This is a genomic window from Streptomyces sp. A0592 (assembly GCF_004795115.1).
Taxonomy (GTDB): domain Bacteria; phylum Actinomycetota; class Actinomycetes; order Streptomycetales; family Streptomycetaceae; genus Streptomyces; species Streptomyces erythrochromogenes.
Genome location: NZ_SSBM01000052.1, coordinates 22,753 through 36,647 on the forward strand (window position 1 = coordinate 22,753; position 13,895 = coordinate 36,647).

13 protein-coding genes are annotated in these 13,895 nt (G+C 72.6%); 8 read left to right on the plus strand and 5 right to left on the minus strand.

Features of this window, described 5'->3' with window-relative positions; genetic code table 11:
* Positions 1-4 precede the first annotated feature (4 nt).
* On the plus strand, positions 5-1,564 hold the full coding sequence (locus tag E6U81_RS36305) for a fatty acyl-CoA synthetase (protein WP_136234271.1): 1,560 nt from the start codon (positions 5-7) through the stop codon (positions 1,562-1,564).
* Between the two features lie 57 nt (positions 1,565-1,621).
* Here E6U81_RS36305 and E6U81_RS36310 read toward each other — a convergent pair whose 3' ends face one another.
* The gene (locus E6U81_RS36310; protein ID WP_136234272.1) at positions 1,622-2,467 is read right to left on the minus strand and encodes a YhjD/YihY/BrkB family envelope integrity protein; all 846 of its coding nucleotides are present in this window, start codon (positions 2,465-2,467) and stop codon (positions 1,622-1,624) included.
* A 212-nt stretch (positions 2,468-2,679) separates the two neighbouring features.
* On the opposite strand from E6U81_RS36310, the gene E6U81_RS36315 reads away from it, so the two are divergent.
* Positions 2,680-3,225 carry a flavoprotein gene (locus E6U81_RS36315; RefSeq protein WP_136234273.1) on the plus strand — a complete coding sequence of 182 codons (546 nt, stop codon included), beginning with the start codon at positions 2,680-2,682 and terminating at the stop codon, positions 3,223-3,225.
* A 284-nt stretch (positions 3,226-3,509) separates the two neighbouring features.
* Here the strand turns inward: E6U81_RS36315 and E6U81_RS36320 are convergent, their stop codons facing one another.
* From E6U81_RS36320 to paaK, 3 genes are all read right to left on the minus strand, one after another.
* Positions 3,510-4,046 (minus strand): hypothetical protein, encoded by a 537-nt coding sequence (locus tag E6U81_RS36320; RefSeq protein WP_136234274.1) that lies wholly within the window; start codon positions 4,044-4,046, stop codon positions 3,510-3,512.
* A 59-nt stretch (positions 4,047-4,105) separates the two neighbouring features.
* Positions 4,106-4,654: a DUF1062 domain-containing protein gene (locus E6U81_RS36325; RefSeq protein ID WP_136234275.1), complete on the minus strand. Its 549-nt coding sequence runs from the start codon at positions 4,652-4,654 to the stop codon at positions 4,106-4,108.
* A 276-nt stretch (positions 4,655-4,930) separates the two neighbouring features.
* Entirely contained in the window at positions 4,931-6,235 is a 1,305-nt protein-coding gene (gene paaK, locus E6U81_RS36330) for a phenylacetate--CoA ligase PaaK (RefSeq protein ID WP_136234276.1), read from the minus strand.
* 116 nt (positions 6,236-6,351) lie between these two features.
* Between paaK and E6U81_RS36335 the strand changes: the two genes are divergently transcribed.
* Entirely contained in the window at positions 6,352-7,200 is an 849-nt protein-coding gene (locus E6U81_RS36335; RefSeq protein ID WP_136234277.1) for an alpha/beta hydrolase, read from the plus strand.
* Positions 7,201-7,323: 123 nt separating this feature from the next.
* On the opposite strand, the gene E6U81_RS36340 is transcribed toward E6U81_RS36335, so the two are convergent.
* Positions 7,324-8,976: an acyl-CoA synthetase gene (locus E6U81_RS36340; protein ID WP_136234278.1), complete on the minus strand. Its 1,653-nt coding sequence runs from the start codon at positions 8,974-8,976 to the stop codon at positions 7,324-7,326.
* Between the two features lie 187 nt (positions 8,977-9,163).
* On the opposite strand from E6U81_RS36340, the gene E6U81_RS36345 reads away from it, so the two are divergent.
* The 5 genes from E6U81_RS36345 to E6U81_RS36365 all read left to right on the plus strand — a co-directional run bounded on the left by E6U81_RS36345 (position 9,164) and on the right by E6U81_RS36365 (position 13,684).
* Positions 9,164-9,964: a crotonase/enoyl-CoA hydratase family protein gene (locus tag E6U81_RS36345; protein WP_136234279.1), complete on the plus strand. Its 801-nt coding sequence runs from the start codon at positions 9,164-9,166 to the stop codon at positions 9,962-9,964.
* Between the two features lie 152 nt (positions 9,965-10,116).
* Positions 10,117-11,088: an OB-fold nucleic acid binding domain-containing protein gene (locus E6U81_RS36350; RefSeq protein WP_136234280.1), complete on the plus strand. Its 972-nt coding sequence runs from the start codon at positions 10,117-10,119 to the stop codon at positions 11,086-11,088.
* A complete protein-coding gene (locus E6U81_RS36355) occupies positions 11,088-12,161 on the plus strand; it encodes a thiolase domain-containing protein (RefSeq protein WP_136234281.1) in 1,074 nt (357 codons plus the stop codon). Before E6U81_RS36350 ends, E6U81_RS36355 begins: the two co-directional genes overlap by 1 nt.
* Positions 12,158-13,324, plus strand: coding sequence for a thiolase domain-containing protein (locus E6U81_RS36360; protein ID WP_136234282.1), 1,167 nt, complete (start codon positions 12,158-12,160; stop codon positions 13,322-13,324). Before E6U81_RS36355 ends, E6U81_RS36360 begins: the two co-directional genes overlap by 4 nt.
* Before the next feature lie 120 nt (positions 13,325-13,444).
* On the plus strand, positions 13,445-13,684 hold the full coding sequence (locus tag E6U81_RS36365) for a DUF397 domain-containing protein (protein WP_030654016.1): 240 nt from the start codon (positions 13,445-13,447) through the stop codon (positions 13,682-13,684).
* The last annotated feature ends 211 nt before the right edge of the window (positions 13,685-13,895 follow it).

Here is a 13,895-nt window from a genome sequence, read left to right on the forward strand (position 1 = left end):
GCCCATGACGTCAGCGCGAGCGGGGCAGGCAGGGCAGGCAGGGCAGGCGGGGCCGGCGGCGGGCGCCGTGCGGGACAACACGGTCGACGGACTCGTGCGCGACAGCGCACGGCGGGTCCCCGACCGCCCCGCCGTCCGCTACGCCGGGCGCAGCTGGACGTACGCGGAGCTCGACGCGGCCGTCACCACCGGGGCCGCCCTCCTGCGGGAGCGGTACGGGCTCGCAGGCGGCGACCGGGTCGCGACCTTCGCCCACAACTCCGACGCCTACCTGCTGGCGTTCCTCGCCTGCGCCCGGGCCGGCCTCACCCACGTCCCCCTCAACCAGAACCTCACCGGCGAGGACCTCGCGTACCTCCTGGACGACTCCGGGAGCGCCCTCGTCCTCGCCGACCCCGGCCTGGCCGGGCGGATCCCCGACGGATACCCCGTACGGCCCCTGCGCGACGACCCGGAATCCTTCCTGACCGCTCTGGCCGAGCCGCTGCCCTTCGAGCCCGACCGCGACGCGGGCCGCCTGGCGCAGCTCCTCTACACCTCGGGGACCACCGCCCTGCCCAAGGGCGCGATGATGAGCCACCGGGCCCTCGCCCACGAGTACGAGAGCGCCATCGAGGCGCTGGACCTGGCCGAGGACGACCGGCCGGTCCACTCGCTGCCGCTGTACCACTCGGCGCAGATGCACGTCTTCCTGCTGCCGTACCTGGCGGTGGGGGCCAGCAACACCATCATGGACGCGCCGGTCGCCGAGCAGGTCTTCGACCTCGTCGAGGCGGGGGAGGCGGACAGCCTCTTCGCCCCGCCGACGGTGTGGATCGGCCTGGCCAACCACCCGCAGTTCGCCGAGCGCGAGCTGGGCGGGCTCCGGAAGGCGTACTACGGGGCCTCGATCATGCCGGTCCCGGTCCTGGAGCGGCTGCGCGAGCGACTGCCGGGGCTCGCCTTCTACAACTGCTTCGGCCAGAGCGAGATCGGCCCGCTGGCGACGGTGCTCGGCCCCCGGGAGCACGAGGGGCGGATGGACTCGTGCGGGAGGCCGGTGCGCCACGTGGAGGCGAAGGTCGTCGACGAGGACGGCAAGGGCGTGCCGGACGGCACCGCGGGCGAGGTCGTCTACCGCTCACCGCAGCTCTGCCTGGGCTACTGGAACGACCCCGGGGCGACCGGGAAGGCCTTCCGGGACGGCTGGTTCCGCTCGGGCGACCTCGTGGTGCGGGACGCCGAGGGCTACTTCACGGTCGTGGACCGGGTGAAGGACGTCATCAACTCGGGCGGGGTACTGGTCGCCTCGCGGCAGGTGGAGGACGTGCTCTACACCCATCCGGGCGTGGCCGAGGCGGCGGTGGTCGGGCTGCCCGACGAGCGGTGGATCGAGGCGGTCACGGCGGTGGTGGTGCCGCGCGGCGGGGTGACGGAGGCGGAGCTGATGGCCTACGCCCGGGACAGGCTGGCCCACTTCAAGGCCCCCAAGCGGGTGCTGTTCGTGGACGCGCTCCCGCGCAACGCCAGCGGCAAGATCCTCAAGCGGGAGCTCCGGGACCGCTTCGGAGCGCGGGGCCGCTGACACCCGTACGGCGGCGTGGGGCCAGTCAGCCAGTCAGCCAGCCAGCCAGCCAGCCAGTCAGTCGGTCCGGTGCCGGGCGTCGTCCCAGGGGAGGAGGCCGCTGCGGCGCAGCCGGCGCAGGGTGAGGTGCTCGTGCACGAGGCGGCCGACGAGGGCGCCGCCGTAGACCACGAAGCCGACGCCGACCAGCCAGGACTGGACGACCAGCAGCGTCCCGAAGGGGCCGTAGGTCACGGCGTTGGAGGCGATGAGCGGGGAGAACACCAGCTGCGAGAAGATCCGCAGCCCCAGCAGCCCGAGGCTGGTCGCCACGGCTCCCGGTACCAGGGCCCGCCAGCGGACCCGGCCGCCGAGCAGCAGACGCTGCGAGGCGACGAAGAACAGGCAGGTGCCGAAGAGGTCGCCGGCGGTGCCGAGGACCGTGCCGAGGGCGTCGTCCGACGGCGCGGGGATCACCACCAGCAGAGCGAGGTAGCAGACCAGCATGGCGAGCCAGACCACGTGCCGCCACATGGTGTGCCAGCGGGCCGTTGGCAGGTCCCACACCTTCTCGTAGCCGGTCTGCACCGCCGACCCGAAGGTCAGGCCGAACACGGCGAGCGCGGCCAGCCCGAAGGCGGTGGTCCGCTCCAGCGCCATGTCCGCGGCCCCGAAGACCATCTCGATCCTCGTCCGCGAGGACGCCGTCACTCCGAGGGCCTGGCCGAGCCAGCGGCCGAACCCCGAGCCGCTCCCGGGCGCCGCGGCGGCCACGACCACCAGCAGCGGCACCAGGGTGAGGAATCCGAGGGCCGCGAAGCCCATCGCCCGGTGCATCAGCTCCATCTCCCGGCCACGGCTCCAGGCCAGCCCGACGTAGGAGCCCTGGAGCCGGTCGTGGAGCCGCCGGAGGGTCGAGGTCACGCCTCATGCACTACCCGGACGGGCCTGCCGGCTCCCGGGAGCGGGAGCGAAATGAGCCCGAAGGGGTGGTTTCGGCGCCTGCTCCGGAGGCCAGGTCGCCGCCGGAGCGGTGGAACGCGCAGGCGGTACCGGGCGGCCGGGGCGCGGAGCGGGCGGGGTCCGGCGGGGACCCCGCCGACGTCCGGCCTCCGCCGTCTGGTCAACTGTGGCGCATGACGCGCACCCTGTACCTGCTCTGTTCGGCCGCCCCGCCGGTCTTCGACGTCGCCCGCGTGATCGAGGACGCGCAGGCCCGCGGCTGGGACGTGTGCCTCGGTCTGACGCCGACAGCGGCCCACTGGCTCGCGGAAGGCACCGACGGCCTGGCCGCGCTCACCGGCCACCCGGTCCGCAGCCGGTACAAGCAGCCGGCGGACCCGGACGTGTGGCCCGCGGCGGACGCGATCCTCGTCGCCCCGGCCACGTTCAACACGGTCAACGCATGGGCGCTCGGGCTCACCGACCGGTTCGTCGTCGGGGTGGCGGCCGAGGCCATCGGAAAGGGCACCCCGCTGGCCGTCATGCCGTGCGTGAACACGGCGTTCGTACGGCACCCGCAGTTCGAGCAGAGCATCGCCGTCCTCCGCGGCGCGGGCGTCCGGGTGCTGTACGGCGAGGACGGCTTCACCCCCCACCCGCCGGGGCAGGGAGGCACGCAACCGTACCCGTGGACCCGCGCCCTGGACGCCGTGGACGACCTGGCGCGAGCGGACTTCTAGGGCTTCGGTGGGAGCGGCGGGACAGGCGGGACCGGCGGCACCGGACGCGTTCGCTCGTGCGTGCGAGCCGCGGCCACGCTCGGCGGCATGCCGAACCGTGTTCCGTTCCATGCCGCGCTGGTCTCCGCCGTGGGCACCCCCGAGCAGGCCGAAGCGTGGCGGGCCGCCGGGCCCGCGTGGCACCCGCGCTGATCGCCGCGGACGTGCCCGCGCGGGTGATGGTCCTCAAGCACCTCCCCGCCATCTTCATCCGGTCGGCGCGGTGATCCGGAAGAGACGGCCCACTAACAGTCCATGCGTGAACCGTCGGGCTGCGCCTCGGCGGACCACGTGTACCAGGTCCGGGCGTCCACGCCGAGCAGCTCCGCCGGGTGCGGTTCCATCCCGTGGAACTCGCGGAGTTGTTCGGGTGAGGCGAAGGCGAGGGTGATGCTCGGCTGGTCGGGGGATTCGAAGCAGAAGACGACGAACCCGCGGCCGAACCCCGCGTCCAGGCCGTCCACCGGACGCCATCCCGCCGCCGATGCCTCACGGCCGTAGTGGTCCAGTACTTGCTTCCTGGTCCCGCCGTACGCGTAGAACCGGTCCGCGGTGAGCCAGGCGCCCGCGGTGTCGTCGACGCAGTGGGCCCCGGACCACGGATCACCGTCGACGACCACGGCCCCCTTCGGATGCAGTTCCAGCGCGGGCAGCTGGTCGAGCGCGGCCACGGCCGCCTCGGTGCCCTCGCAGGTGTCGAAGTGGGGAAGGAACGAACACCCGCTCAGGCTGGTTCCCACGAGCAGGGCAGCCAGGACCGCCCGCACGGCAAGCATGTTCATGGCGAGATTATGCCTGTCCGGCGGGATCCGCCGGACAGGCCCTCGGCCCCGGGGAGGGGTCAGCGCTTGAGCGTGAAGGTGAAGTCCCCGGAGAGCCTGCCGCTCAGCCGGACCGCCGAGACGAGCTTCCCGTCCGTGACCAGTCTCTCGACCTCGGCCCGCGAAAGACCGCACCCTTCGGAGACCAATCGCACCGGCCGGACCGGGATTTGCGCGGCGAAGCGGACCGAGACGTCGATCACCTCGCGGTCGAGGTGATCCGATCCGCCGGTGTCGAGGCGCCATGCGCCGTCCCAGTCGAGGGCGATGCGATTGCGGCGCCGCACGACCGGATCCTGGAGCAGTTCGGCTGCCAGGCTCGGGTCGTTGTCATGCAGTCGGTCCAGCAGCTCGGGTCGTATGGAGCGCACGTGCGCCCGCTCCAGGACCGTGAGTTTCGCCGTGTCCCCGCACGTGGTGCAGAGCACCAGGAGCCAGGCGTCGAGGAGCTTGTGGTGGGCGTTGACGCGGAACTTGCCGTTCGCCCGGAAGCGCTCGGACGCGCACGTGTGGCATCGGCGGAGAACGAGCGGCAGGCAGGTGGGAGCGACCACCCAGGTATTGAGCACAGAAGTACACCGGTTCCAGTGAGAAGACCGCAGCAGAAAGGAGCGCGGCGCACTTGCGCGACGCGCGACGAATCAGCACTCGGGGGTCTCACAGGGTGTACAACGGAACGTCCTTGCCCAGGCGGCTTGTTCGGCAGCACGGTAACGGCGCACAGCGGCGCGGCTCCACTGGTTTTCAGGCGGCCTGTGCGGCTGCGTGCCGACGAGGACCGGTCGGGCGCACGGTCCGCCCGTGGAGTGGCAGGCGTTCACCGCCTTGTTCGGGTGCCGGCCCTGTCACCGGTCCGGGGTGCGAAGGTCCACGAGTCTTTTGATCTTGCCCACGGAGCGCTCCAGGGTCTCCGGGTCGACCACCTCGACCCGGACGGAGACGCCGATACCCGCCTTGACCGCCTGGACCACTCCGGCGGCCGCGGCCTCCCGCTGGGCGGTGTCCGACTCCCGGCGGGCCTCGACCCGGACCGTCAGGGTGTCCATCCGGCCCTCGCGGGCCAGCCGCAGCTGGAAATGGGGCGCCAGCCCCGGCGTCCGCAGGAGGATCTCCTCGATCTGCGTCGGGTACAGGTTCACCCCGCGCAGGATGATCATGTCGTCGCTGCGGCCGGTGATCTTCTCCATCCGGCGGAAGGCCGGCCGGGCCGTGCCGGGGAGCAGCCGTGTCAGGTCCCTCGTGCGGTAGCGGATGACCGGCATGGCCTCCTTGGTGAGGGAGGTGAACACCAGCTCGCCGAGCTCGCCCTCCGGGAGCACCGCACCCGTCAGGGGATCCACCACCTCGGGATAGAAGTGGTCCTCCCAGATGTGCAGGCCGTCCTTGGTCTCGACGCATTCCTGCGCCACACCGGGCCCGATGACCTCCGACAGGCCGTAGATGTCCACGGCGTCCATGTCGAGGCGCTCCTCGATCTCCCGCCGCATCTCCTCGGTCCACGGCTCCGCGCCGAAGATCCCCGTCCGCAGCGAGGTGGCGCGCGGATCGATGCCCTGGCGCTCCATCTCGTCCAGCAGGGTCAGCATGTAGGAGGGGGTCACCATGATGACCTCCGGCCGGAAGTCCTCGATGAGCCGGACCTGCCGGTCCGTCATCCCGCCCGACGCGGGCACGACCGTGCAGCCGAGGCGCTCGGCGCCGTAGTGCGCGCCCAGGCCGCCCGTGAACAGGCCGTAGCCGTAGGCGATGTGGACGATCTGGCCGGGCCGCCCGCCGGCCGCGCGTATCGAACGGGCCACGACATCGGACCAGGTGGAGAGGTCCCCGTCGGTGTAGCCGACGACCGTCGGACGCCCGGTGGTGCCGCTGGAGGCATGGATGCGGCGCACCTCGGAACGAGGGACCGCGAACATCCCGAACGGGTACTGGTCGCGCAGATCGGCCTTGGTGGTGAGGGGGAACAGGGCGAGATCGGCGAGGGAGCGGCAGTCGTCGGGATGCACGCCAGCCTTGTCGAAGGCCTGCCGGTAGAAGGGCACCCGCTCGTACGCGCGGTGCAGGGTCGCCCGCAGCCGCGTGAGCTGGAGGGCGGCCAGCTCGTCGCGGCCCAGCCGCTCACCCTCGTCGTGGAACTCCGCCCGCACCGCCATGTCGTCACCTCATCGTGAGAAGGCCCAAGAGACCGACCGATCATTCGGTAGATTGCCAGGGCCGTGCAGGTTAAATCAATGACTCGAACGAGTGATCGTCTGATCTCATGGCCTCCATGTCGACCTTCGCCGCGTACGACGGAACCGAACTGGCCTACCGCACCCTGGGTGAAGGGCCGCCGCTGGTGTGCCTCCCGGGCGGCGCCATGCGCGCCTCCCGCTATCTGGGCGACCTCGGCGGACTGGCGGCCGACCGTACTCTGATCCTGCTCGACCTGCGCGGCACCGGCGACTCCGCCGTGCCGGCCGACGAGTCGACGTACCGCGCGGACCGCCAGGTCGCCGACGTCGAGGCGCTCCGCGTCCACCTGGGCCTGGAGCGCATGGACCTCCTGGCCCACTCGGCCGCCGGCAACCTCGCCCTGCTGTACGCGGCCGCCCACCCGGAGCGGCTGGGCCGGACCGTCCTGGTCACCCCCACCGCGTGGGCCCTGGACCTGGTGAGCACCGCGCAGGACCGGCTGGCTGCGGCCCGCCTCAGGGCAGGGGACGAGCGGTACGACACGGCCGCGGAGGCATACGGGCGCATCCTCGCCGGCGCCGACACGGACGAGGAATGGGACCGCGCGGCGCCCCTGTTCTACGGACGCTGGGACGCAGTCGCGCAGGCGCACTACGCCGCGGGCGAGCGCGAGCAGAACGAGAAGGCGGCCGCGGCCTTCGCCGGCCCCGGTGTATGCGACCCGCCCGCCGTCCGTGCGGCCCTGGGGCGGGTCGCGGGGGAGGTGCTGGTACTGGCGGGCGAACTGGACGGCAACCCGCCGCCCGGCCTCGCCCAGCAGATCGCGGCGGCGTTCCCCGCCGGGGTCCTCCACGTCCAGTCCGCCGCCGCGCACTTCCCGTGGCTGGACGACCCCGCCGGCTTCGCGGAGCGCGTCGGGCACTTCCTGGCCACGGGGGCCTGACCGAGGCCTGGCCGGGGCCTGACCGGGTCTGACCGGGGCCTGGCCGGGGCCTGACCGGGCGGCGGGCCCGGTTCGGAGCCGCGTCACGTGCGACACGGCACCGAACCGGACCCGCCGGTCCTCTCAGCCCGCGGTACGGGTGCCCGTGCCGCCGGTGTCCGCCGCCGTCGCGACCGTCTTCGCCCAGCGGTAGTCCGCCTTGCCGCTCGGCGACCGCTGTATGGCCGGCGCGATCACGAGCTGCCGCGGGATCTTGTAGCCCGCGAGCCGGGTGCGGCAGTGGCTCTGGATCTCGTCCAGCGTCGGCGCTTCGGCTCCCGGGCGCACCTGGACCACCGCGGCCACGTGGCTTCCCCAGGTCGGGTCCGGGACCCCGGCCACCAGGGCGTCGTACACGTCGGGGTGCGACTTCAGCGCCTGCTCGACCTCTTCCGGATAGACCTTCTCGCCGCCGGTGTTGATGCACTGCGAGCCGCGGCCGAGCACCGTGACGATGCCCTGCTCGTCGACGGTCGCCATGTCGCCCAGCAGCACCCAGCGCTCCCCGCCCTTCTGGAAGAACGTGGCGGCGGTCTTCTCCGGGTCGTTGTAGTAGCCGAGCGGCACGTGGCCGCGCTGCGCCAGGCGTCCCGGCTCGCCGACCGCCACCGGCTCGTGCGTCACCGGGTCCACCACCTGCGTACGGTCGTTGACCTCCAGGCGGAAGCCCTTCTCCGGGCCGGAGTCGTCCGTGGCCCGGCCGTTGGAACCGGACTCGGAGGATCCGAAGTTGTTCAGGAGCAGCACGTTCGGCACGAGCCTCTGGAACTCGGCGCGCACCGTCTCCGACATGATCGCCCCGGACGAGGAGACGCTGAACAGCGACGACAGGTCGGTGCCCTTCAGCGGGCCGTTCAGGGCGTCGATCAGCGGGCGCAGCATCGCGTCGCCGACCAGGGAGACGCTGGAGACCTTCTCCTTCTCGATCGTACGGAGCACTTCCTCGGGCGCGTACTTGCGGTGGATGACCACCCGCTGGCCGTAGTTGAAGGCGATGAACGAGGTCAGCGTCGACGTGCCGTGCATCAGCGGGGGAGCCGGGAAGAAGGTCAGCCCGGCGCCGCGCGCCGCCACCCGCTCCGCCAGCTCCTCCGGCCGCTTCACAGGCTCGCCCGACGGCTCGCCGCCGAAGAGCCCCGCGAAGAAGAGGTCCTCCGCCCGCCACATCACGCCCTTGGGCATGCCCGTGGTCCCGCCGGTGTAGATGATGAACAGGTCGTCGGGGCTGCGCGGCGGGAACCCGCGCCCGGGTGAGCCGGCCGCCTCCGCGTCCGCGTACGGGACGGGCGCGACGGACGGCTCGGGGGCGCCCTCGGGGGCCTCGCCGACCCGGATCAGGTGCCGCAGCTTCGGCGTCTGCGGCAGCGCGGCCGCCACCCGCCCGGTGAACTCGCCCTCGAAGACGAGCGCGGCGAGATCGGCGTCGTTGTAGAGGTAGACCAGCTCTTCCTCCACGTACCGGTAGTTGACGTTCACCGGAACCAGCCGGGCCTTCAGGCAGGCCAGGACGGTCTGGAGGTACTCGATCCCGTTGTAGAGGTGCAGCCCCAGGTGCTCGCCGGCCGTCAGGCCGCTGTCCAGCAGGTGGTGCGCGATCCGGTTCGCCGCTGCGTCCAGCTCCGCGTACGTGAGGCGGCGCTCGGCGCCCGTCCCGGGGTGGTCCACGTAGACGAGGGCCTCGCGGTCCGGGACCACGTCCACGACCGACTCGAACAGGTCGGCAAGGTTGTACTCCACCGTTCCTCCTGACCCCGTTGTTCCCGATGACTGGCCCCGCGGCCGGCTGCTCCGGCGGTCATTAGAGCGCCGTGGCCGGCAACTGGGAAGGGCGTCGCCCAAGAAATCTGACTGAGTGTCAGAAAACTATTGAACTGCACCCTCCCCTACTGCAACCTGTTCTAGGTCTTGAGACGGGAGGACGGCAATGGGTGGGACAGAACACCTGACCGTGGAACGCCGCGGCGCCACGCTGGTGCTCACCATGAACAGGCCCGAGGCGAAGAACGCGCTCTCGCTGCCGCTGCTGGTGGGGCTGTACGACGGCTGGCTGGAGGCGGACGCCGACCACGAGATCCGCTCCGTGGTCCTGACCGGCGCGGGCGGCGACTTCTGCGCCGGCATGGACCTCAAGGCGCTGGCCGGCAAGGGCATGGCCGGCGACCAGTACCGGGACCGCCTCAAGGCCGACCCCGACCTGCACTGGAAGGCGATGCTCCGTCACCACCGGCCGCGCAAGCCGGTGATCGCGGCGGTGGAGGGCTACTGCGTGGCCGGCGGCACGGAGATCCTCCAGGGCACCGACATCCGGGTGGCCGCCGAGGGCGCCACCTTCGGGCTCTTCGAGGTCAAGCGGGGGCTCTTCCCCATCGGCGGCTCCACGGTGCGGCTGCCCCGGCAGATCCCGCGCACGCACGCCCTGGAGATGCTGCTCACCGGACGCCCGTACTCGGCGGACGAGGCCGCGCGGATCGGGCTCGTGGGGCGGGTCGTCCCGGACGGCACGGCGCTCGACGCGGCCCTGGAGATCGCCGAGCAGATCAACGCGTGCGGGCCGCTGGCGGTCGAGGCGGTCAAGGCGTCGGTCTACGAGACCGCCGGACTGACGGAGGCGGAGGGACTGGCCTCCGAACTCCTGCGCGGCTGGCCGGTCTTCGACACCGCGGACGCGAAGGAGGGGGCGCGGGCCTTCGCCGAGAAGCGGCCGGCGGTGTACCGGCGCGAGTAGGCCGGCGCCGGGTGGGGCCCGGGCCCGCGGCCGCCGTGCCCGGGTGCGGCGCCGCTGCCGGGGGCTCCGCCCCCGGACCCCCGCGCCTCAAACGCCGGCCGGGCCGGAAGAGCGCTTGGAATCACCGGAATCAACCGCAACGGAGAGCCACCATGACAGCTGCCTCCCCACCGGAGGTGCTCCGCGCGCCTCTCGTCGTCGAGTTCCCCTTCACCCGATCCCTCGGCCCCGTTCAGAGCGCCTTCCTCACCGGCCTCCGCGAGGGCGTCGTCCTCGGGGTGAAGACCTCCGACGGCACCGTGGTGGTCCCGCCCGTCGAGTACGACCCCGTCACCTCCGAGGAGATCCGCGACCTCGTCGAGGTCGCGGCCACCGGCACCGTCACCACCTGGGCCTGGAACGACCGGCTCCGCCCGAACCAGCCCCTCGGCACCCCCTTCGCCTGGGTCCTCGTCAAGCTCGACGGCGCCGACACCGCCCTGCTGCACGCCCTCGACGCCCCCGGCCCCGACGCCGTCCGCACCGGCATGCGCGTCCGCGTCCGCTGGGCCGCCGAACGCAGCGGCGCCATCACGGACATCGCCTGCTTCGAGCCCGACAACGGCCCCGGCCCCGCCCCCGAAGCCGGGCCGCCCGCCGCGCACGACGGCGTCTTCGAGGACGCCGTCACCGGCATCGTCGCCGAGGCCCGTCTGGACTACGTCTACAGCCCCGGCCGCGCCCAGACCGCCTACATCAGCGCCCTCTCCGAGCGGCGGACCGTCGGCGAGCGCTGCCCCTCCTGCCACAAGGTGTACGTCCCGCCCCGCGGCGCCTGCCCCACCTGCGGCGTCGCCACCACCGACCAGGTGGAGGTCGGCCCGGCCGGCACGGTCACCACCTTCTGCATCGTCAACATCAAGGCGAAGAACCTGGACATCGAAGTCCCCTACGTCTACGCCCACATCGCCCTCGACGGCGCCGGCCTCGCCCTCCACGGCCGGATCGGCGGCATCCCCTACGACCAGGTCCGCATGGGCCTGCGCGTCGAGCCCGTCTGGACCGAAGGCGGCCGCTACCCCGACCACTACCGCCCCACCGGCGAACCGGACGCGGACTACGACGCGTACAAGGAGCTCATCTGATGACCGGGCCCAGGACGAGCAGGTACGCACGCGACGTGGCCGTCGTCGCCTTCGCGCAGAGCGACCACCTGCGCCGCACCGACGAACTCAGCGAAGTCGAGATGGTCATGCCGGTCCTCCACCAGGTGCTGGCCGCCACCGGACTGAAGGCCGGCGAGATCGGCTTCACCTGCTCCGGCTCCAGCGACTACCTGGCGGGCCGCGCCTTCTCCTTCACCATGACCCTCGACGGGGTCGGCGCCTGGCCGCCGATCTCCGAGTCCCACGTCGAGATGGACGGCGCCTGGGCCCTCTACGAGGCCTGGGTCAAGATCCAGACCGGCGAGGCGGACACCGCGCTCGTCTACTCGTACGGGAAGTCCTCGCCCGGATCCGTACGCGACGTGCTCACCCGCCAGCTCGACCCGTACTACCTCGCCCCCCTCTGGCCCGACTCGGTGGCCCTGGCCGCCCTCCAGGCCCAGGCCCTCATCGACGCGGGCGAGACCGACGAGCCCGCCCTGGCCGCCATCGCGGCGCGCAGCCGGGCCGACGCCGGGGCCAACCCGCACGCCCAACTGCGCGGCGCCGTCCCGCACGGCGACTACCAGGTCCGGCCCCTGCGTACCGGTGACTGCCCGCCCGTCGGAGACGGCGTGGCCGCCGTCGTCCTGGCCGCCGGCGACCTCGCGCGGCAGCTGTGCGAACGCCCCGCCTGGATCACGGGCATCGACCACCGCATCGAGGCGCACGGCCTGGGCCTGCGCGACCTCACCGACTCCCCGTCCACCCGGACCGCGGCCGAGCACGCGGGCCTCTTCGACGCCCCCGTGGACACGGCGGAACTGCACGCGCCGTTCTCCTCCCAGGAGGTGGTCCTGCGCAAGGCCCTCGGGCTCGGCGACGCCGTCGCCGTCAACCCCTCCGGCGGGGCGCTCGCCGCCAACCCGATGATGGCCGCCGGCCTGATCCGCATCGGCGAGGCGGCCGCCCGCATCCACCGCGGCGCATCCGACCGGGCCGTCGCCCACGCCACCTCCGGCCCCTGCCTCCAGCAGAACCTGGTCGCCGTCCTGGAAGGGGACGCAAGGTGAGTAAAGAGCCCGTGGCCGTCGTCGGCATCGGCCAGACCAAACACGTGGCCGCCCGCCACGACGTCTCCATCGCCGGACTCGTCCGCGAGGCCGCGGTACGCGCCCTCGCCGACGCCGGACTGACCTGGGCCGACATCGACGCGGTCGTCATCGGCAAGGCCCCCGACTTCTTCGAGGGCGTGATGATGCCGGAGCTGTACCTGGCGGACGCGCTCGGAGCCGTCGGCAAGCCGATGCTGCGCGTGCACACGGCCGGCTCGGTCGGCGGGTCCACCGCGCTCGTCGCCGCCAACCTCGTGGCCGCCCGCGTCCACCGCACCGTCCTCACCCTCGCCTTCGAGAAACAGTCCGAATCGAATGCCATGTGGGGGCTCTCGCTCCCCGTCCCCTTCCAACAGCCCCTCCTCGCCGGCGCCGGCGGCTTCTTCGCCCCGCACGTGCGCGCGTACATGCGGCGCACCGGCGCGCCCGACGGGGTCGGCTCGCTGGTGGCGTACAAGGACCGGCGCAACGCGCTGAAGAACCCGTACGCGCACCTGCACGAGCACGACATCACCCTGGAGAAGGTCCAGGCCTCGCCGATGCTGTGGGACCCGATCCGGTACTCCGAGACCTGCCCGTCCTCCGACGGCGCGTGCGCGATGGTCCTCACCGACCGGGCGGGAGCGGCCCGTTCGCCGAACCCGCCCGCCTGGGTGCACGGCGGGGCGATGCGCAGCGAGCCGACGCTCTTCGCCGGCAAGGACTTCGTCTCCCCGCAGGCGGGCAAGGACTGCGCGTCCGACGTCTACCGGCAGGCCGGGATCACCGACCCGCGCCGGGAGATCGACGCGGTCGAGATATACGTGCCGTTCTCCTGGTACGAGCCGATGTGGCTGGAGAACCTGGGCTTCGCCGAGGAGGGCGAGGGCTGGAAGCTCACCGAGGCCGGTGTCACCGAGATCGACGGCGACCTTCCGGTCAACCCGTCCGGCGGCGTGCTGTCCACCAACCCGATCGGCGCGTCCGGCATGATCCGCTTCGCTGAGGCGGCCCTCCAGGTACGCGGCCGGGCCGGGGAACACCAGGTCCCGGGAGCCCGCCGGGCGCTGGGCCACGCGTACGGCGGCGGCGCGCAGTTCTTCGCGATGTGGCTGGTGGGGGCGGAGGAACCCGCCACCTGAGTGGAACCGCCCGCCCCGCCCGGGTGCCGCGCCGGTCACGAGTGACTCACCGTGGCCTGTGCGGCACCCGCTGCGATGGTTAACCTGGCCCCCGGACGACGTACCGGGAGGAGCACGCACGTGGCCGAGAGCATGACTTCACAGCCCCTCGCAGGCTGGGGGAAGCCGGACCTCGATCTCACCGAGGCCGACTGGCAGTCGAGCAGCCGGGGAGCGGGTGACGTCCAGATCGCCTTCGTCGAGGGCTTCATCGCGATGCGCAACAGCGAGCGCCCCGAGAGCCCCTCCCTGATCTTCTCGCCGGACGAGTGGCACAAGTTCGTGCTCAACGCCCGGGGCGGGGAGTTCGACCTCACCTGACCGCCCAACCCGCTCCGGCGGCGGCGTCCGGTCCTGGACCTCGCGGAGGCCTTCGCGGTCCAAGAGCGGACGCCGCCGCCGGACCCGGCGCGGGAGGAGGCCGGCCACAGGGTGCGCTGCTGCGCGACGGCCATGGACGGGGCCTGGGCGGGGCTACTCAGGCGCCCTTTGAGTACACCGGTGAGTACGGCGGCTCATGATCGGCGGGAGC